Source organism: Nocardiopsis sp. LDBS0036, assembly GCF_041228755.1.
In the GTDB taxonomy this organism is placed as follows: Bacteria; Actinomycetota; Actinomycetes; order Streptosporangiales; family Streptosporangiaceae; genus Nocardiopsis; species Nocardiopsis dassonvillei.
Genome location: NZ_CP141103.1, coordinates 4,338,955 through 4,358,895, shown reverse-complemented (window position 1 = coordinate 4,358,895; position 19,941 = coordinate 4,338,955). Strand labels below are relative to the sequence as shown.

Annotated in this window: 16 protein-coding genes and 1 tRNA gene; 13 read left to right on the top strand and 4 right to left on the bottom strand. The window is 72.7% G+C overall.

Annotation, left to right across the window (positions count from 1 at the left end):
- Positions 1–34: 34 nt before the first annotated feature.
- The gene (locus UIS43_RS18425) at positions 35–2,020 is read right to left on the bottom strand and encodes a PAS domain S-box protein (protein ID WP_358456577.1); all 1,986 of its coding nucleotides are present in this window, start codon (positions 2,018–2,020) and stop codon (positions 35–37) included.
- Positions 2,021–2,094: 74 nt separating this feature from the next.
- Complete coding sequence (locus UIS43_RS18420; RefSeq protein WP_013156251.1) at positions 2,095–2,427, bottom strand: rhodanese-like domain-containing protein; 333 nt, start codon at positions 2,425–2,427, stop codon at positions 2,095–2,097.
- A gap of 77 nt (positions 2,428–2,504) precedes the next feature.
- Here UIS43_RS18420 and UIS43_RS18415 point away from each other — a divergent pair, with 77 nt between their 5' ends.
- Positions 2,505–3,038, top strand: coding sequence for an SSI family serine proteinase inhibitor (locus UIS43_RS18415; RefSeq protein ID WP_358171333.1), 534 nt, complete (start codon positions 2,505–2,507; stop codon positions 3,036–3,038).
- A gap of 262 nt (positions 3,039–3,300) precedes the next feature.
- Here the strand turns inward: UIS43_RS18415 and UIS43_RS18410 are convergent, their stop codons facing one another.
- Complete coding sequence (locus tag UIS43_RS18410) at positions 3,301–3,924, bottom strand: TenA family protein (RefSeq protein ID WP_013156249.1); 624 nt, start codon at positions 3,922–3,924, stop codon at positions 3,301–3,303.
- Positions 3,925–4,274: 350 nt separating this feature from the next.
- On the opposite strand from UIS43_RS18410, the gene UIS43_RS18405 reads away from it, so the two are divergent.
- From UIS43_RS18405 to UIS43_RS18365, 9 genes are all read left to right on the top strand, one after another.
- On the top strand, positions 4,275–6,695 hold the full coding sequence (locus UIS43_RS18405) for a beta-glucosidase (RefSeq protein WP_370011010.1): 2,421 nt from the start codon (positions 4,275–4,277) through the stop codon (positions 6,693–6,695).
- A 135-nt stretch (positions 6,696–6,830) separates the two neighbouring features.
- Complete coding sequence (locus tag UIS43_RS18400; RefSeq protein WP_013156247.1) at positions 6,831–7,946, top strand: Gfo/Idh/MocA family protein; 1,116 nt, start codon at positions 6,831–6,833, stop codon at positions 7,944–7,946.
- Positions 7,947–8,022: 76 nt separating this feature from the next.
- Complete coding sequence (locus UIS43_RS18395) at positions 8,023–9,024, top strand: ABC transporter permease (protein ID WP_013156246.1); 1,002 nt, start codon at positions 8,023–8,025, stop codon at positions 9,022–9,024.
- Positions 9,025–9,027: 3 nt separating this feature from the next.
- Positions 9,028–10,206: an ABC transporter permease gene (locus UIS43_RS18390; RefSeq protein ID WP_013156245.1), complete on the top strand. Its 1,179-nt coding sequence runs from the start codon at positions 9,028–9,030 to the stop codon at positions 10,204–10,206.
- Between the two features lie 5 nt (positions 10,207–10,211).
- Complete coding sequence (locus UIS43_RS18385) at positions 10,212–11,297, top strand: ABC transporter ATP-binding protein (RefSeq protein ID WP_071620951.1); 1,086 nt, start codon at positions 10,212–10,214, stop codon at positions 11,295–11,297.
- The gene (locus UIS43_RS18380) at positions 11,287–12,444 is read left to right on the top strand and encodes an ABC transporter ATP-binding protein (RefSeq protein WP_013156243.1); all 1,158 of its coding nucleotides are present in this window, start codon (positions 11,287–11,289) and stop codon (positions 12,442–12,444) included. The genes UIS43_RS18385 and UIS43_RS18380 overlap by 11 nt, the downstream gene beginning before the upstream one ends.
- A gap of 65 nt (positions 12,445–12,509) precedes the next feature.
- Positions 12,510–14,396: an ABC transporter substrate-binding protein gene (locus UIS43_RS18375; RefSeq protein ID WP_041553515.1), complete on the top strand. Its 1,887-nt coding sequence runs from the start codon at positions 12,510–12,512 to the stop codon at positions 14,394–14,396.
- Between the two features lie 49 nt (positions 14,397–14,445).
- Entirely contained in the window at positions 14,446–15,468 is a 1,023-nt protein-coding gene (locus tag UIS43_RS18370; protein WP_013156241.1) for a PmoA family protein, read from the top strand.
- Positions 15,465–16,208 carry a cupin domain-containing protein gene (locus tag UIS43_RS18365; RefSeq protein WP_013156240.1) on the top strand — a complete coding sequence of 248 codons (744 nt, stop codon included), beginning with the start codon at positions 15,465–15,467 and terminating at the stop codon, positions 16,206–16,208. The genes UIS43_RS18370 and UIS43_RS18365 overlap by 4 nt, the downstream gene beginning before the upstream one ends.
- 542 nt (positions 16,209–16,750) lie before the next feature.
- On the opposite strand, the gene UIS43_RS18360 is transcribed toward UIS43_RS18365, so the two are convergent.
- A tRNA-Leu gene (locus tag UIS43_RS18360) sits at positions 16,751–16,833 on the bottom strand.
- A gap of 235 nt (positions 16,834–17,068) precedes the next feature.
- On the opposite strand from UIS43_RS18360, the gene UIS43_RS18355 reads away from it, so the two are divergent.
- The 3 genes from UIS43_RS18355 (at position 17,069) to UIS43_RS18345 (ending at position 19,940) form a co-directional block, all read left to right on the top strand.
- Positions 17,069–17,830, top strand: coding sequence for a DUF3662 and FHA domain-containing protein (locus UIS43_RS18355; RefSeq protein WP_026338580.1), 762 nt, complete (start codon positions 17,069–17,071; stop codon positions 17,828–17,830).
- A 209-nt stretch (positions 17,831–18,039) separates the two neighbouring features.
- On the top strand, positions 18,040–18,594 hold the full coding sequence (locus UIS43_RS18350) for an FHA domain-containing protein (RefSeq protein WP_026338579.1): 555 nt from the start codon (positions 18,040–18,042) through the stop codon (positions 18,592–18,594).
- A complete protein-coding gene (locus UIS43_RS18345; RefSeq protein WP_117198754.1) occupies positions 18,591–19,940 on the top strand; it encodes a Stp1/IreP family PP2C-type Ser/Thr phosphatase in 1,350 nt (449 codons plus the stop codon). Before UIS43_RS18350 ends, UIS43_RS18345 begins: the two co-directional genes overlap by 4 nt.
- Position 19,941 lies beyond the last annotated feature (1 nt).

Here is a 19,941-nt window from a genome sequence, read left to right as displayed (position 1 = left end):
GTTCACCTCGGAAGGAAACCCACCGCGGGGTGAATCACGGCGTACGACTCGCACGTCGGCGCGGGGATCGCTGACGGGACAGGGGTTCAGGGGTTGGTGAGGTTTTTGTTGTTTCCTGGGACTCAGGTTGCCTGTGGAGCGGTTCGCCGCGTGGAGAGGGCTCCGGATCCTCCCCGGAGTGCAGCGGCACGGTGAACCGCATGCGCGTGCCGCGCTCCAGGCGCTGCGCGGTGACGTCGCCGCCCTGGTCCCTGGCCAGCTGGCGCACGATGTAGAGGCCGAGCCCGAGTCCGCCGAAGCGGGACTCCTCACCGCGCACCCCGGACTGCACGAAGCGGTCGAAGATCCGCTCCTCGTCGCCCTGACGCAGCCCCACGCCCTCGTCGTCGACCATGACCGCGACGGCGTCGCCCTCCTCCCGCGCGCTCACGCGCACGGCCCCGCCCCGGGGCGAGAACTTGAGGGCGTTGTCCAGCAGCTGGTCCATGATCATGCCCGTGGCCAGCGGGTCGCCCGCCGTGTGCGGTAGGTCGGGCAGGTCGTCCAGGGTGACGTCGTGCCGATCGGACAGAGGGCGGAAGGCGCTGACCGCCTGCCGCAGCACCTCGGGCAGGTCGAACCGGTCGCGGCCGACCCGCATCTCGCCGCGGGCGACGTCCGAGCCCAGCTGGAGCCGGTCCACCAGCGCGGCCAGGGCCGAGGAGCGCTCCGCGATGGTGCCGACGGCCTGGTACTGCGAGTCCGGGCTGAGCCGGGACCACTTGCGCAGGAGCGTGGTGGCGTAGCCGTGGATGACGGTGATGGGGGTGCGCAGCTCGTGCCCGCTCGTGGCCAGGAACTCCTCCCGCTCGTCCTCCATGGCCTTCTGCGCGGTGATGTCGCGAAAGTCCACCACCCACTCGTGGGTGCGCGGGATCTGCGCCATCAGGATCTCCAGCCAGCGGCCGTCGCGGAGCTTGTGCTTGACGGGCTGGCCGTGGCAGGCGGGCAGCGGGAAGGGCGGGTGGCGCCCCTCCATCACCTCGGCCGTGTAACCGGTGAGCTCCACCGCCGACCGGTTCCACTTGCGCACCCGGCCGCCGAAGTCGAGCACGGCGATCCCGTCGGCGCTGGAGTCGGCCACGGCCTGCTCGTGGACGCGCTGGCGGTTGAGCTCCTCGTAGGCCAGCGCGTTGCCGATCGCCACCCCGGCGTGCGCGGCGAGCAGTTCGAGCAGCTCCAGCTCCACGTGCCCGACCTTGCGCTGGCTGTAGAGCGCGTACAGGGCGCCGTAGGGGCGGCCGTGCACGTTGGACACGCCCAGCGCGATGGTGTGCAGCCCGGGCAGGTCGGCCCAGACCAGGTCCTGGAGGCCGCGGGTGTCCTCGTTGGCCAGCAGCACGGACTTGCCGCTGCGCAGCAGCTCGCCGAACAGGCTGTCGTCCAGCGCCGAGCTGAACCCCTGGAGGTCCTCCGACAGCTCCGAGATGCTGACCAGCTCCACGCGGTCCTCGTTGAGCAGGACGAAGCCGCCCGCGTCCGCCCCGGTGAGCTCGGTGATGCCGCGGGAGATGCGGTCGAGCACGGTCTTGAGGCTGAGGTCGGCGTTGATGTCGACGACCACGTCGGTGAGCCGCCGCACGAGACGGGCCCGCTCCATCGCCGAGGAGCGGGCCTGCACGTCGCTGTCGGAGGGGTAGAGGTTGAGCACCCACCCGGCCACGCCGCCGTCGGCGTCGGGCACCCGGTTGGTGTTGATCCGCACGTCGACGACCCCGCCGTCCCTGCGCACCCGGCGGGTGTGGATGGACAGCGGGGTTCCGGCGCGCACGTGTTCGAGCACCGCGCCGTGCTCGGCCCTCAGCTCGGCGGGGACGATCGGCAGCTCGCCCCCGAGCACCTCCTCCGCACGCCAACCGAACAACCGCTCGGCGGCCGGGTTCCAGAGGGTGACTCGGAGTTCGCTGTCGACGCAGACCACCGCGTCCGCTGAGGCGGCCAGCACGGCTTCGGCGCTGAGGGGCGCGCGCTCGGAACTCACGACGTCATAGTGCCACCCGGAAGCGGCCCGGGGGCAGGGCTTTGCGCAATCGGAGCCAAATCGGCTCCGGCGCGCTAGATCACCCGGGGCTCCACGCCGCCCTCCGCGGCCATGTCGCGTCCGGCGTGCTGCCAGGCCTGCATGCCGCCGGAGACGTTGACCGCGTCCCACCCTGCCTGGTTCATCGCCGCGACGGCCTGCGCCGAGCGGCCGCCCACGCGGCAGACGACGTAGACCCGCTGGTCGCGCGGGATCTCACCCGCGCGCTGGTTGAGCTGGCCGAGCGGGATGTGCGTCGCGTCGGGCGCGTGGCCCGCGTTCCACTCGTCGTCCTCGCGGACGTCGAGGAGGTAGGCGCCCTCGGGCACCTCGGTGGCGTTGGCCTCCGGAACACCGCTGCCGAACATGTGACCCCCTGTATCCGTGTACTCCGAAAAAAGTGAGAAGCGGGGAACCCGTCGGGAACCCCCCGCGTCCGAACTGTATGGCTCAGCACACCTTCGCGATGGCCCTGCCGGTCCGCCTCGCCGCCCTCGCAGCCCTCGGCCTGCTCCTCACGGCCTGTGGCAACGAGCCCGCCGGGGTGAACGCACCCGAGTCCGCACCCGACGACACCAGCCCCTCCGCCTCTCCCTCCGACGCGGCCTCCCCGTCCCCGGGGGAGTCCGGCGGCGGGGAGGCCGAGACCAGCCTCACCATCGAACGCACCCTCAGCGGGGACGAGGGCCTGGAGCCCGCGGAGGGCTACGAGGAGGGGGTGTGGACCCTCACCTGCTCCCCCGCGGGCGGCGACCACCCCGACCCCGAGGCGGCCTGCGCCGAGATCGAGGAGGTCGGCGCCGGCCCCTTCAGCAGCGGCGACACCTCCGACATGATGTGCACGATGCAGGTGGGCGGCCCCGAGGTCGTCCACGTGACCGGGCACGTCGGCGGGACCGAGGTCGACACCGAGTTCAACAAGCGCAACGGCTGCGAGATCGAGCGCTTCGAGACCCTGTCCACGGTGCTCAACCCCTGACGGGGGCGGTACCCGACGGCAGAGCGGGGAGCCGGGCCGCGCCGCCCGGCTCCCCGTCGCGCGTGCGCCGTTTGTCCACAGGCAGCGGAGGGGGGACGCCTCCGAAGAGCCGACCGGGAGACCATGGACACGGGGGCGTGCGGGGCGCCCGCCGGAGGAACCTGGCTCCCCGAACCAAGGTTAGGCGCTCGCCAACAAGCGGCACCAGAACGTTCTGCGTGCTGTGGACAACCGCGGGCCCTCCGTCGCGTGCGCGCGCGGTTCAGGCGGTGCGCGCGGTGTGGGGCGTGTCCCAGAAGGCGACCTCGTGGCGCATGCCCTCCAGGAAGAGGCGCTCGGCGCGCGCGGGCTCCGGGGCGGCCTCCTCCAGCATCCGCCCGTAGTGCTCGGTGAGGGCGGTGAACTCCGGGTCGGCGTAGGTGTCGACCCACCGGCGGTAGCGCGGCTCCTCCGGGCGGCTCGCGGCGAGCGCCAGCCCGAGCTGGTTGTAGCCCCACATGCACGGGTACACCGCGGCGAGCCCGTCGCGGTAGTCGGCGGCGGCGTCGAGCAGCCAGGCGGTGTAGGCCGCGCACGCCGGGCCCTTGTCCCGGGTGGTCAGGTCGGCGCCGAACTCCCCGGACAGGGAGCGGTGCAGTTCCAGTTCCTCGTTGAGGGTGCTGTGCGCGATGCCCACCAGGTCGGCGAGGTGCCCGTCGGGGGCCTGCCAGGCCAGCCGGGAGAAGGCCCGCGCGTAGTCGAGCAGGTAGAGGTGGTCCTGCTCCAGCCAGTACCGGAAGGCGCGATCGTCCAGGTCGCCCCGGGCGATCCCGGCGACGGTCGGGTGCGCCAGCTGCTCGGCGACCAGCGGCCGCCCGATCTCATGGAGTCGTTCGAGAATTCCCACGCCCGAAGTGTCCCATCAGCCCCTTCGGGGTCTCCGGGCGGCCCGGAAGACCCGAACGGCGGGCCCCGGTCGCTTTTCCGAAAGTTTCGAGCCTTTTCGGGTTCCCCTGGACGCGCCTGACGAAACCCCTTCTCCGCAGCTCGCGGACGCTCTTTTCGGCGCCGCAGGCTACCGCCTCCTTGTGACCTATATCTCCCACAGGGGTTGACCTGCCTATCGCGACTACGTACATTCTCCGTCAGTAAGTTTCGATATTAGTTTCGAAAGTTTCGGAGCTCCATGGCGCGCGAGCCACCATCCGGACACACCACGTTCCCGCATCCCCACTGAGCACAGAAAGGCCCACCCACATGACCGGACCCTCGGAACACGTCGCGGACCGGGAGGCCGCCGACGACGGTTGGCGCGACCCCTCCCTCCCCGACGCGACGCGCGTCGAGCGACTGCTGGGATCGATGACCCTGGAGGAGAAGGTCGCCCAGCTTCACGGTGTGTGGGTGAGCGCGGACGCCTCCGGCGAGGCCGTCGCACCGCACCAGCACGACCTCACCCAGGAACCCCCCGCCTGGGAGAAGGTCATCGAGCACGGTCTCGGCCAGCTCACCCGACCCTTCGGCACCGCCCCGGTCGACCCCGCCGCCGGCCGGGCGTCGCTGGCCCGCAGCCAGCGGGAGATCATGGCCGCCAACCGGTTCGGCGTCCCGGCCCTGGCCCACGAGGAGTGCCTGGCCGGGTTCGCCGCCTGGACCGCGACGATCTACCCGGTCCCCCTGGCCTGGGGCGCCAGCTTCGACCCCGACCTGGTCGAGCGGATGGCCGCGCAGATCGGCGCGAGCATGCGCCGGGTCGGCGTCCACCAGGGCCTGGCCCCCGTGCTGGACGTGTCCCGCGACCCGCGCTGGGGCCGCACCGAGGAGACCATCGGCGAGGACCCCCACCTCGTGGCGACCGTGGGCACCGCCTACGTGCGCGGCCTCCAGTCCGCCGGGATCGTGGCCACCCTCAAGCACTTCACGGGCTACTCGGCCTCCCGCGGCGGCCGCAACCTCGCGCCGGTCTCGATCGGTCCGCGCGAGTTCGCCGACGTCCTGCTGCCCCCCTTCGAGATGGCCGTGCGCGACGGAGGCGCCGGGTCGGTCATGTCCGCCTACAACGACAACGACGGAGTGCCCGCCGCCGCGGACACGCGCCTGCTCACCGGCCTGCTGCGGGACCAGTGGGGCTTCGAGGGCACCGTGGTGGCCGACTACTTCGGCGTCGCCTTCCTCCAGACCCTGCACCGCGTCGCCGACTCCGCCGAGCGGGCCGGCGCCCTGGCCCTGACCGCGGGCGTGGACGTCGAACTGCCCACCGTGCACTGCTACGGCGACCGGCTCACCGCCCTGGTCCGCTCGGGCGAGGTGCCCGAGGAGCTGGTCGACCGGGCCGCCCGGCGCGTGCTGGCGCAGAAGTGCCAGCTGGGCCTGCTCGACGCCGGCTGGTCCCCGGAGCCCGAGGACCCCGCCGTCCCCGTGGACCTGGACCCCGCCGAACACCGCGCGCTGGCCCGCGAGCTCGCCGAGCGCTCGGTGGTCCTGCTCTCCAACACCGACGACGCGCTCCCCCTGGCCGACACCGGGGACCTGGCCCTGGTCGGCCCGCTCGCCGACACCGCCGACGCCGTGCTCGGCTGCTACTCCTTCCCCGCCCACGTGGGCAGGCGCCACCCCGGCACCGCCGTCGGCGTGGAGATACCCACCCTGCTGGAGTCCCTGGGCGCCGAACTGCCCGGCGTCCGCGTCGAGCACCGCGCCGGGTGCTCCGTGGACGGCGACTCCACCGAAGGCTTCGCCGAGGCCGTGTCGGCGGCCGCACGCGCCCGGGTGTGCGTGGCCGTGGTGGGCGACCGCTCCGACCTGTTCGGCAGGGGTACCTCCGGCGAGGGCTGCGACGTCGAGGACCTGCGCCTGCCCGGGGTCCAGCAGGAGCTCCTGGAGGCCCTGGCCGACACCGGCACCCCCGTGGTCGCGGTGGTGGTGTCCGGACGGCCCTACGCGCTGGGCCCGGTCGCCGACCGGCTGGCCGCCGTCGTCCAGGCCTTCCTGCCCGGCGAGGAGGGCATGCCCGCCGTGGCGGGGGTGCTCTCGGGCCGGGTCAACCCCAGCGGGCGCCTGCCGGTGTCCGTGCCGCGTTCCTCCGGCGGCCAGCCCGTCACCTACCTCGGCCCCGACCTGGCCCACCGCAGCGAGGTCAGCTCGGTGGACCCGACCCCGCGCCACCCCTTCGGCCACGGCCTGTCCTACACCCGGTTCGTCTGGGAGGACCCGCGCGTGGACGCGGGCGCCGTCCGCCCGGAGGAGACCACCCGGGTGGGCACCGACGGCGAGGTCACCGTCGGCTGCACCGTCCGCAACGTCGGCGGCTCCGCCGGGACCGAGGTCGTCCAGCTCTACCTGCACGACCCCGTCGCCCAGGTGGCCAGGCCCCGCAGACAGCTGGTCGGCTACGCGCGGGTGCACCTGGAGGCCGGGGAGGCCCGGGCGGTGGACTTCTCCGTCCACGCCGACCTGGCCTCCTACACCGGTCCGGACGGGCGGCGCGTCGTCGAGCCCGGCCGCCTGGAGCTGCTGCTGTCCGCGTCCAGCGAGGACGTCCGGCACACCGTGCCGGTCCTGCTCACCGGGCCCACGCGCGTCGTGGACCACACCCGGCGCCTGGCCTGCGGGGTCCAGCTCGACCCCGTCGACCAGTCCGGCGGGGCCGACCGGGAGGAGGTCGCCACAGGCGGCTGAGCAGCGGGAGCCGCGGCCCCGCCCGCGGCCTCCGCCCGCGCCCGTTGAGCAAGCGCTTACCACCACGGCCGCGGCCCCTCCCGGCCGAGCACTCCTCCACCCCCCGTACCCCCCTGACAGAGGAGACGACCACACATGAGCACCCCCTCCCCGACCGCAGGTCCGCCCGCGGGCCCGGTCCGCGTCGCTCTCGTGGGAACCGGGAACATCGCCCGCTTCCACGCGGAGGCGCTGTTGTCCCTTCCGGACCGGGCCGAGGTCGTCGCCGCCGTCGACGTCGACACCCGCGCCCTGGACGCGTTCCGCTCCCGCTTCGCGGTCCCGGCCGGGTACACCGACCTGGCCGCGATGCTGGACCGGGAGCGTCCGGAACTGGTGCACGTGTGCACACCGCCCGGCCTGCACCGGTCCCAGGCGGAGGCCTGCCTGGGCGCGGGCGCCTCCGTGCTGGTGGAGAAGCCGCCGGCGCTGAGCCTGGCCGAGGCGGAGGCGATGGCGGCGGCCGAGGGGGGCGGTCGCGGTCCGTGGATGGCCACGGTGTTCCAGCACCGCTTCGGCTCGGGCGCCCGCCGGGTGCGGGCGCTGTCGGAGGCCGGTGTGCTGGGGCGGCCCCTGGTGGCGTCCTGCCACACGACGTGGTTCCGACCCCAGGAGTACTTCGACGTGCCCTGGCGCGGCAGGTGGGAGACCGAGGGCGGCGGCCCGACCATGGGGCACGGCATCCACCAGATGGACCTGCTGCTCTTCCTGCTGGGCCCGTGGACGGAGGTGTCGGCGGTCGCCCGCCGCCAGGCGCGCGACGTCGAGACCGAGGACGTCTCCCTGGCCCGGGTGGACTTCGCCAACGGGGCGGTGGCCAGCGTGGTCAACAGCCTGGTCTCCCCGCGGGAGGAGAGCCGGATCCGGATCGACTTCGAACGGGCGACCGTCGAGCTGGTCCACCTGTACGGCTACGGCGACGGGAACTGGCGCGTCACCCCGGCCCCGGGGTTCGAGCAGGAGGTCACGGCCGCCTGGGAGGCGGGGGAGCACGGGACCGACAGCGGGCACCGCGCACAGATCGCCCGGGTGCTGGAGGCGCTGCGCGAGGGCACCGCCCCGCCCGTGTCCTCCGCCGAGTCGCTGCGGACGATGCGCCTGGTCGCCGGGGTCTACGCCTCCGCCTTCGAGGGGCGGCCCGTCGCCCCCGCCGACCTCGGGCCGGAGTCGCCGTTCCACGCGCGCATGGACGGCGGGGCGGTCCGGTGGTGAGGCCGCGCCCGCAGGTGCGCGGCCCCGGGGGCCGCCCGGACGGTCACCGCCCGCCGCCCGAGCCGAGGGGGACGCCGTGCGCCGCTACGTGATCCGCCGCCTGCTGTACATGGTCCCGACCCTGTTCGCGATCTCGCTGGTCGCGTTCCTGGTCATCCAGCTGCCCCCGGGCGACTTCCTCACCGCCTACATCGCCGAGCTGTCCGCGCAGGGGCAGGGCGTGGACGGCGCCCAGATCCGCGCCCTGGAGGAGAGGTACGGACTCGACGACCCCTTCCTCGTCCAGTACTGGAACTGGATCTCGGGGATCGTCCTGCGGGGCGACTTCGGCCAGTCCTTCCAGTACCACCGCGAGGTGGCCGACCTGATGTGGGACCGGATCGGCCTCACCCTGGCACTGGCCCTGGTCACCCTGCTGCTGAGCTGGGCGATCGCCTTCCCGATCGGGGTGTACTCGGCGGTCCGCCAGTACTCGCTGGGCGACTACGCGGTGACGTTCGTCGGGTTCGTCGGCCTGGCCACGCCGAACTTCATGCTCGCGCTGATCTTCGCCTGGGTGTCCTTCCGCTACTTCGGACAGAGCGTGGGCGGCATCGTCTCGCGCGAGTACGCCGACGCCGCCTGGAACCTGGGCAAGGTCCTGGACGTGGTGTCCAACCTGTGGATACCGGTGCTCATCATCGGCACCGCGGGCACGGCCGCGCTCGTGCGCGTGCTGCGCGCCAACCTCCTGGACGAGCTGCGCAAGCCCTACGTCACCACGGCCCGGGCCAGGGGCCTGCCCGAGTGGCGGGTCATCCTCAAGTACCCCGTGCGCATGGCGCTCAGCCCCTTCATCAGCACCATCGGCTGGATCCTGCCCACGCTCGTGGGCGGAGAGGTGATGGTCTCCATCGTGCTGAGCCTGGAGACGACCGGCCCGCTGCTGGTGGAGGCCCTGCGCAACCAGGACATGTACCTGGCCGGGAGCTTCATCCTCGTCCTCGGCGTGCTGACGGTCGTCGGCACCCTGCTGTCCGACCTGCTGCTGGCCTGGTGGGACCCGCGCATCCGCCACCACCACGTCGAGAGGGTGTGACCCATGGCAGCCCTGCCCGACCGCCCCCCGCCCCCCGAGGAGCCCCGGGGCGCCACCGCCGCCGGACCCGGGGGCCCCGAGGCCCCGGCAGCCGCGGACCCGCGGGGCGAGGCGCCCCAGCGGGTGCTCGTCTGGCGGCGCTTCCGCCGCAACAAGCTGGCCGTCACCGGTGCGCTCGTGCTGTGCGCGCTGGTCCTGGTGTCGGTGTTCTCCGAGTTCGTCGCGCCCAGCACACCGGGCGCCTACAACGCCGATCGCACCTACGCCCCGCCGCAGACGCTGCGCGTCGTGGACACCTCCGACGGGTTCGACCTGGGCATGTACGTGTACGGCTACCAGGTGGAACGCGACCCCGAGACGCTCGCCAACACCTACACCGTCGACGAGTCCGTGAAGATCCCGGTCGGCCTGTTCGTGCGCGGCGAGCCCTACGAGATGTGGGGCCTGATCCCCTCGGACGTCCACCTGATCGGCGCCAGCGACCCGGACCAGGAGGTCTACTTCCTGGGCGCCGACCGCAACGGCCGCGACATGGCATCCCGGATCGTCTACGGCACCCGGGTGTCGATGTCCATCGGCCTGGCCGGGGTCGCGCTGTCCTTCGTCCTGGGACTCGTGCTCGGCGGTCTGTCCGGCTACCTGGGCGGGCGCGTGGACAACGCCATCCAGCGCGTCATCGAGTTCCTGATGTCCATCCCGACGATCCCGCTGTGGATGGGCCTGTCCGCCGCCGTCCCCCGCGAGTGGGGGTCGGTGCAGACCTACGTCGCCATCACCGTGCTCCTGTCGCTCATCGGCTGGACCGACCTGGCACGCGTGGTGCGCGGCCGGTTCCTGTCGCTGCGCCAGGAGGACTTCGTGACGGCCGCCCGGCTGGACGGCTGCGGCACCGGGCGGGTCATCGCCCGCCACATGCTGCCGTCCTTCGCCAGCCACATCATCGCCTCGCTGACCCTGGCCGTGCCGTTCATGATCCTGGCCGAGACCTCACTGTCCTTCCTGGGCCTGGGTCTGCAGGCGCCGGTCGTGAGCTGGGGCGTCCTGCTCCAGGAGGCGCAGAACATCCACTCGATCGCGGGCGCCCCCTGGCTGCTGCTGCCCGGGGCCGCGGTGACGGTGGCGGTGCTGGTGCTCAACTTCGTCGGCGACGGCGTCCGCGACGCCGCCGACCCGTACAGGTGAGGGAGGTGGCCGCCGTGGCGGCCCAGACCCGCGACGACGTGGTCCTGGACATCCGGGGCCTTCGGACCCACTTCACCACCGACGACGCCGTGGTGCGCGCCGTGGACGGGGTGGACCTGGCGGTCCGCCGGGGCAGCACGCTGTGCGTGGTCGGCGAGAGCGGCTGCGGCAAGAGCGCCATGGCCCGCTCGGTGCTGCGGCTGGTGGAGCCGCCCGGCGAGGTGGTGGGAGGCCGGATCCTGCTGCACCCGGAACAGGGGGGCGGGCAGCCCGTGGACCTGGCCGCCCTGCACCCCACCGGCAGGGAGATCCGCGCGGTGCGCGGCCGCGAGGTGGCCATGGTCTTCCAGGAGCCCATGTCCTCGCTGTCCCTGGTGCACACCGTCGGCAACCAGATCGGCGAGTCCCTGCGCGTGCACCACCGCGTGTCCCGCCGTGAGGCCCGCGAACGCTCCGTGGACCTGCTCGAACGCGTGCGGGTCCCCGGCGCCGGACGCGTCGTGGACTCCTACCCCTTCCAGCTCTCCGGCGGGATGCGCCAGCGGGTCATGATCGCGGCGGCCCTGGCGTGCGGGCCGCGCGTGCTCATCGCCGACGAGCCCACCACCGCGCTGGACGTGACCACCCAGGCACAGATCCTCGACCTGTTCGCCGACCTGCGCCGCGACACCGGCATGGGCCTGCTCTTCATCACCCACGACATGGGCGTGGTCGCGGAGATCGCCGACGAGGTCGCCGTCATGTACCTGGGCACGGTGGTCGAGCAGGGGCCGGTGGACGAGATCTTCCACGACCCCCGCCACCCCTACACCCGCGCCCTGCTGGAGGCGGTCCCCCGGATCGGCGCGGCCCGCTCACGCCGCCTGCCCACCATCCGGGGCGCCATCCCCGACCCCGGGAGCCAGCCCACCGGCTGCGTGTTCCGCACCCGCTGCCCCCAGGCCGTGGAGGGGCTGTGCGACACCACCGTCCCCCCGGTCACCGCCCCCGGCCCCGGCCGCCGGGTGCGCTGCCTCCTGGAGGGCGGCGTCCCGGCCCCAGGCGGCGCGGGCGCCGAACCGACCAGCGAGGAGACCGTCGATGCCGACTGAGACACCGGCCGCGACGCCGGACCCCGCGCCGCGCGGACCCGCGTCCGCCACCCCGGCCGAACCCGTCCTGAGCATCCGCGGCCTGCGGGTGGACTACCCCGTGCGCGGACGCTCGCGGCGCGGCCCCCGTCACGTGCGGGCCGTGGCCGGGGTGGACCTGGACGTGTACCCGGGCGAGACCCTCGGCCTGGTCGGGGAGTCCGGGTGCGGCAAGACCACCCTGGGTTCGAGCGTCATGCGGGCCCGCCCGGAGGCCTCGGGGGAGATCCGCTACCGCGCCTCCGACGGCCGCGTCCTGGAGGCCCTGGCGCTGCCCCGCGGCGACACCGCCGCCTACCGGCGGGAGGTGCGGATGGTCTTCCAGGACCCGCAGTCCTCCCTCAACCCCCGGATGACCCTGCGCGACATCGTCGGCGAGCCGCTGCGGATGCTGCTGGGGCTGCGCGGACAGGAGCTGGAGGCGCGCGTGCGCGAGGTCATGGAACGGGTGGGGCTGCACCCCGACCACCTGCGCCGCCACCCGCACGCGTTCTCCGGGGGCCAGCGCCAGCGGGTGGCCATCGCCCGCGCCCTGGTCCCGGGCCCGCGCCTGGTCGTGGCCGACGAGGCGGTCAGCGCCCTGGACACCTCCGTGCGCTCGCAGATCCTCAACCTCCTCCAGGACCTCCAGGACGACCTGGGCCTGACCTACCTGTTCGTCTCGCACGACCTGTCGGTGGTCGAGCACGTGTGCGACCGGGTCGCGGTGATGTACCTCGGCCGGATCGTGGAGGTCGCGCCCACCGACGAGCTGTTCGGGCGGCCGAGGCACCCCTACACCGAGGCGCTGATCTCCGCGGTGCCCATCCCCGACCCGCGGCTGCGCGGCACCCGCGAGCGCGTCCGGCTCACCGGCGAGGTGCCCGACCCCTCGCGGCCGCCGTCCGGCTGCCCCTTCCACCCCCGGTGCCGGTACGCCACCGGCCTGTGCGCCGCCGAGGAGCCCGCGCCGCGCACCGTCGCGCCCGGCCGCACGGTGGCGTGCCACCACGCCGGGGAACTCGACCTGGCCGGGATCACCGCGGACTCCGCGCCCGGCACCGCGACCACCGGTCCCCCGGCCCGCGCGACGCGGGAACCCCCCACGAGGCAGGAGCAGGAATCATGAGACGACGAACGCCAGGCGGCGCGAGGCGGTGGCTGGGCGCCGCCGCGGGAGCGGCGGCGGTCGTGGTGACCGCCGGGTGCACCTTCTTCTCCCTCGATCCCGAGGTCGAGGAGGGCGAACGGGTGGAGGGCACCGGCGAGGCGCCGATGCTCACCGCCCTCGTGGAGTCGGGCGACCTGCCCCCGCTGGAGGAGCGGCTGCCCGACGAGCCGCTGGTGGTGGAGCCCCACGACCGCGTCGGCGTGTACGGCGGCGAGTGGAACAGCGCCATCCTCGGCGTGGGCGACTGGCCCTGGCTCGGCAGGACCGTGGGCTACGAGAACCTCACCCGCTGGGACCCGGAGTGGCAGGAGGTGATCCCCAACCTCGCCGAGTCCTGGGAGTACAACGAGGACGCCACCGAGCTGACCTTCACCCTGCGCGCGGGCCTGCGCTGGTCCGACGGCGAGCCGTTCACCTCCGACGACGTCGTGTTCGCCTTCAACGACATCTTCAACAACGAGGCGCTGACGCCGGTCGCGGCCGCCGATCCCGGCACCGCCGAGAAGGTGGACGAGCGGACCTTCACCATCACCTTCGACGAGCCCGACGCCCTGTGGGCCGGGTACGACCTCCTCCAGTACCAGGTGGTGACCAAGCCCAAGCACTACCTGGAGCGGTTCCACATCGAGTACAACCCCGACGCCGACGAGCTGGCCGAGGAGGAGGGGTACGCCGACTGGGTCGAGATGTTCGAGGCCGAGGCGGGCGTGATCGACAGCTCCCGGTACTGGCAGAACCCCGACATCCCCACCATGTACCCGTGGCGGGTCGTGGAGCCGCTGGCCGACTCCGGGCGGATGGTGCTGGAGCGCAACCCCTACTACTGGAAGGTGGACACCGAGGGCAACCAGCTCCCCTACATCGACCGGGTCGTCTTCGACATCCTCCCGGACGAGGAGGTCATGCTGGTCAGGGCGCTCAACGGCGAGTTCGACATGCACTCGCGGCACTTCAACACCCTGGAGAACAGGCCCACCCTGGCCGAGGCGCGCGAGTCGGGCGGCTACGACTTCTTCGAGCTGCGGCCCGCCGAGATGAACACCGCGATGATCTCCCTCAACCTCACCCACGAGGACGAGGAGCTGCGCGAGACCTTCAACGACCGCGACTTCCGGGTGGCGCTCTCACACGCCGTCAACCGCCAGGACATCATCGACGTCGTCTACCGCGAACAGGGCGAGCCCTGGCAGGGCGCGCCCCGCGAGGACAGCCCCTTCCACAACGAGGAGCTGGCCAAGCAGTACACCGAGTACGACCCGGACCTGGCCAACGGGATCCTCGACGAGGCGGGCTACGACGAACGCGACTCCGACGGCTTCCGCACGAGCCCGCGCGGCGAGACGGTGCGCTTCACGCTGTCGGTGCCCACGGACTTTCGCCCCGACATCGTGGACTCGATGGAGATGGTCGTCGGCTTCTGGCAGGAGCTGGACATCGACGTGGAGCTCAACACCGAGGACCGCTCGCTGTGGCAGACCCGCCGGGAGAACAACGAGCACGACGCCAACGTGTGGTCGGGCGACAACGGCATGATGGACGCGATGTACGACCCCCGCTGGTACGCGCCCACCCAGAGCGGGGAGTCCAACTTCGCCATCCCGTGGGCCCAGTGGTACGTCTCCGACGGCGAGGACCCGCGCTCCCAGGAGCCGCCCGCCGACGTGCGCGAACACCTGGAGCTGTACGACGCCGTCCAGGCCGAGCCCGACCCCGGGGCCCGCGAGGAGCTGATGCGCGAGTTCCTGTCGGTCTCCCAGGAGCGGTTCTACGCGATGGGCGTCAGCCTGAGCCCGACCGGCTACGGGATCGTCGCGGACGACTTCCACAACGTGCCCGGGTCGATGCCCTCCTCCGGCAACTACAACGACCCCGGGCCGACCAACCCCGAGCAGTACTTCATCGAGGAGTGACGGCCGCGCCCTCCCCCACGGCGACAGAGGCGACAGAAGGGACAAGGACATGTCCGCGCACACCACGGCGACCACGGCAGGCGGCGGAGAACCCGTCCGGAGCGGCCTGGGGCTGGTCCACGAACAGGGGCGCTCGCTGCGCCTGACCCACGACGGCGGCGAACTCGTCCGCTACGTGTACCGGCCCTGGGACGCGCAGCTGGAGTCGCCGCGCCCCTACCTCCACCCGGTCCGCACCCTGGGCGGGGACACCGTCAGCCTGTACCGGCCGCACGACCACGTGTGGCACAAGGGGATCGCGTGGTCCCTGCCCAACGTCGGGACGGCCAACTTCTGGGGCGGCCCGACCTACCTCCGGGACGCGGGGTACCGGCAGCTCGCCAACGACGGCTCGACAGAGCACCGCTCCTTCGATCGGATCGAGGCCTCACCGGAACGGGTCTCGATAGGCGAACGGCTGGAGTGGGTGACCGAGCAGGGCGAGACCTGGTTCTCCGAGCGGCGGGGGCTGCGGTTCACCGCGGCCCCCGACCGGGGGGCCTGGACGATGGTGTTCACGACCTCCTTCACCAACCTGACGGAGGAGGAGGTCCCCTTCGGCAGCCCCACCACGGAGGGGCGGCCCAACGCCGGGTACGGGGGTCTGTTCTGGCGCGGCCCCCGCTCCTTCAGCGGGGGCCGCGCCTACGCGGAGGGGCGGGAGGGCGACGACGACCTCATGGGTGCGCGGTCGCCCTGGTTGGCCTTCACCGGCCGCCACGACGGCACGGACGGGGCTTCGACCCTGGTCTTCGCCGACGCCCCCGACAACCCCGGCCACCCCGTGAAGTGGTTCGTGCGCAGCGGGATCTTCGCCTGCGTGTGCCCGGCGCCCTTCTTCGACGAGGTGGTGACCGTCCCCGCGGGGGGCTCCCTCGCCTACCGGTACGCGGTCGTCGTCGCCGACGGGGAGCGGGGCGCGGAGGGGGCCAGGGCCCTGGCCGACCTCGGCCTGGGCGAACTGGAGGACGCGGCCGCCGAGGCGGGCTCCGGCGGCGGCACGGTCGGGGGCTCCGGCGGGGAGGAGCGGTGAACGCCCCGCGCGTGCCCGGGTTCCCCGGCGGCACCGCCGTCTCCCACCTGCGGGTCTACGCCTGGCCCGCCGTCGACGGTCGCGCCGGGGGCTCGCCCCACCTGCACACCGCGTCGGCGGAGGGCTACGTGGTGCTCCGGGGCGAGGGCGTGCTGGAGACCCTGAGCGGCGCGGGGTTCCAGCGGACCCCGCTGCGGCCCGGCAGCCTGCTGTGGTTCACACCGGGGACCGTGCACCGGCTGGTCAACGACAGCGGCGACCTGGAGATCCTGGTCGTCATGCAGAACGCCGGTCTGCCGGAGTCGGGCGACGCCGTGCTCACCTACCCGGGCCGGGTCCTGGCCGACCCGGACGCCTACCGGCGGGCCACCGTGCTGCCCCTGGCCGTCACCTCGGCCGAGCGGGCGGCCCGGGAACGCCGGGACCTCGCCGTGGAGGGCTACCTGGAGCTGCGGGAGCGGGTGGAGCGGGAGGGGCCGGACGCGCTGAAGGGGCTGTACCGGGCCGCCACGGAGCTGGTCCGGGACCGGGCCGCCGGATGGCGCCACCACGTCGGCAGGGGCCCGGTCCACCAGGCGGGGACCACCGTGCGGCACCTGGAGGCGCTGGGCCGGGGTGACGGGGAACACCTCACCGATTCGGCCGTCTACACCGCCGACTCCCCTCCCGGTCCGCTGCGCAACGGCATGTGCGGGCACCTGCGGGTGTGGGACCTCGACGGGGCGAGGAGGGCCGACTGAGGGGAGAGGGGGAGGAGCGGAGCTGACGACACGGGTGCCGGGGCCGGGGGATGGCGCCGCCCGGTTCCGGCCCGTGGTGCGCTCCCGGTGCGTCCGCGGGACCGGGCCGGGAAGGCGGCTGAGGGCCGAACGCCTGCTCAGCGGCCCGGGCCCTCCTGCCGACGAAGCACGTGCCGACGGCGCCGCGACCGGGTTCGGCACCGTCTCCACCAGGTGGGGAGCCGGAGCGCGCGGGAACCCGGTGGAGCGGTCGATCGGCCCCCGCCGGGTATCCTGCCTCCACCGGGGTACGAAGGGGTTGTGCCCCGGAAGACTGATCGCGGGCTGCCGCGAGCTGGCCGAAGGTTGGCGAGCAGCGATCCGCGCCAGCCGGGGGTACGGGGGTCGTCCCCCGGAAAACAGACCGCGGGCTGCCGCGAGCTGGCCGAAGGTTGGCGAGCAGCGATCCGCGCCAGCCGGGGGTACGGGGGTCGTCCCCCGGAAAACAGACCGCGGGCTGCCGCGAGCTAGCCGAAGGCTAGCGAGCAGCAACCCGCGCAACGTGGGCGAGGAGGGATTTGAACCCTCACATCCTTTCGGACACACGGACCTGAACCGTGCGCGTCTACCGTTCCGCCACCCGCCCGAGTGACATGCCATTCAGTTGTGTTGCCAGGTGAACCGGGCTTTTCGGCCGTTTCCCCCTGGCGACATGCATAAGGCTAGCACGGTCTGAAGGTGGGTCGCACACGCTTTTCGGACCACCGGTCCGGGGCCCCGGGCGGCCGTCCCGGGGGTGCGCCTGAAACCAGGGGCACCTTTACCCGGTTACGATCGTCTACACATACGAAGTGGAGTACAAAGGGAGGTACCTCGTGGGAGTGCTCCAACGCTTCGAGCGCAGGCTTGAGGGCATGATCGAAGGCACCTTCGCGATGGCCTTCAAGTCCGAGCTCCAACCGGTCGAGGTGGCGAGCGCCGTCCAGCGTGAGATGGACGAGCGGGCGGCCATCGTCGCCCAGGGCCGCACCCTGGTCCCGAACGACTTCATCGTCGAGCTGGCCACCAGCGACAAGGAGCGCCTCGAAGTCTACGCCGACAGCCTGGGGCAGGAGCTGTCCAAGCTGGCACGCGACTACGCGACGGAGCAGGGCTACTCCTTCGTCGGGCCGGTCCGCGTGCACTTCAGGTCCGACGAAGGCCTCAAGACCGGCCGCTTCCGCATCCGCTCCGGCGTCGTGCGCGGCACCATGGTCGGCAAGGACGGCGAGGTCCGCCAGCCCGTCGGCGATCCCGGGCCGAGCGGGGGCCAGCAGCAGGCCGGGCGTCCGCGCCTGCTGATCTCCCCCGGCGGCGCCGCCGCCGAGGGCGCCATCGCCAGCCACGGGATGCAGCAGTCCTTCGAGCTGACCACCCCGGTCACCCTCCTGGGCCGCGGCACCGACTGCGACCTGCGCCTGGTCGACAACGGCGTCTCCCGCCACCACGTGGAGATCCGGCTGGACGGCGACGAGGCCATCCTCGTGGACAAGGGCTCGACGAACGGGACCTTCGTCAACGGACAGCAGGTCAGGCAGGCCCGCCTGGTGGACGGCAGCAGGATCAGCCTCGGCCGCACCACCATGACGTTCCGCCGCGACTGACGTCCCGCGGTGGAACCAGAAAACCAACGCGGTTCCGCGGGCGTCTGACAAGGGGCGGGCCGGGCTCAGGCCCGCTGTCGGATATCCGGCCGGGAGGGTAGTCTCCGCGAAGACCTGACCGATCGGGCACAATGGCCGCGGCCGCAGGCCGCGTCCAGCGACCTCGAGACTCACCGACCCGAAGGTGGGCAGACATGGTGGCGGCGCAGATGACCGCCATCCCGGCCGAAGCACGACAGGGGCTGAAGAGCAGTTCGATGTCCAACTTGACCCTCATACTGATCAAGATCGTGTATCTCGCGGGGCTTTGGCTGTTCGTCCTCACCGCGATCGGTGTGATCCGCACGGATCTCTTCGGCTCCAAGAAGAAGCCCCGGAGGAAACCGCGCCCGGCGGCGCCGCGCCGGGACCGGGACCCCTCCCCGTCGTACTCGTCGGCGCAGCCCGCCCGGCCGCCCCGCGCGCGCCGGAACGAGCCCACGGCCCTGGTCGTCACCCAGGGGTCGCTCAAGGGCACCAGCGTCGACCTCGCGTCGCAGCCCATCCTCATCGGACGCGCTCCGGACTCCACCCTCGTCATCACCGACGACTACGCGTCCGGCCGCCACGCACGCGTCTACTCCGACAACGGCCGCTGGTTCGTGGAGGACCTGAACTCGACGAACGGCACCTACCTCGGCCAGCAGAAGCTGAACCGCCCCCAGCCCATCACGGTGGGACAGCCCATCCGTATCGGCAAAACCGTCCTGGAACTGCGCAAATGACAATCGCTCTCCGATACGCGGCGTACTCCGACGTAGGATGCCTCCGCGAAGGCAACGAAGACTCCGGCTACGCCGGCCAGAACCTCCTCGCGGTCGCCGACGGCATGGGCGGTTACGCCGGCGGCGAGGTGGCCAGCTCCATCGCGATCTCCTCGATCCGCCGCCTCGACTCCGAGCCGCCCCGGTCCGACGAGATGGCCGAGGTGCTCCAGCGCGCCGTCGAGCAGGCCAACGCCTCCCTGTCGCGCAGGATCATGGAGGAGCCCCAGCTGGAGAACATGGGCACCACCCTGACGGCCATGCTCTGGGCCGGTCCGCGGGTGGCGCTCATCCACATCGGCGACTCCCGCGCCTACCTCATGCGCGGCCCCCGCTTCGAGCAGATCACCCACGACCACACCCTGGTGCAGACCCTGGTGGACGAGGGCAAGATCACCGAGGAGGAGGTCGCCACCCACCCGCAGCGCTCCCTCATCCTGCGCGCCCTGGACGGCAAGAGCCCGGTCGACCCCGACATCTCCATCAGCGAGGCCAAGGCGGGCGACCGCTACCTGCTCTGCTCCGACGGGCTCTCCGGCGTGGTCAGCAAGAAGACCATCCACGAGACCCTCGCCACCGAGGCCGACCCGCGCAGCGCGGCCAAGAAGCTCATCGAGCTGGCCATCCGCGGCGGCGGCCCGGACAACATCACCGCGGTCGTCGCCGACGTCATCGAGGCCGAGACCGACAGCGAGGGGCCCACCCGCGCCTCCCAGGTGGTCGGCGCCGCGGACCAGCGCCGCGAGAACGTCGACCAGGGCAACGACACACCCGCCAGACGGGCGCAGGAACTGCGCGGGGGATCCGGCGACACCGCCGAGATGGACCCCGTCCGTGACGAGCCCGGCCCGGACGCCTACGCCTCGGGCGGCGCCTACCAGGAGTCCTACAACGGCGACTACGACGACTACGAGGCCCCGCCGGCCGACCGGCGGGGCCGTCCCGAACCCGAGTACCGCCGCAGGCGCTGGTGGCCGATGGTGCTGGTGTTCCTGGTCGTGGTCGCCGTCGTCGCGGGGGCCACGTACTACTTCGGCAGCCGCTACGTGAACAGCCAGTACTACGTGGGCCCCTCCCCCTCGGGGGACACCGTCAGCATCTACCAGGGCATCAACACCGACATCGCGGGCTTCAGCCTGTCGGAGGAGGTGGAGGAGACCGGGATCACCCTGGACTCGCTCTCGGAGGCCGACCGCGGATCGGTGGAGAACACCCTGCCCGCGGAGAGCCTGGACGACGCCCGGGCGAGCGTGGACGTGCTGAGCGAGGGTACGGCCGGGGCCCGGACCGGGGAAGGGTCCGGGTGAG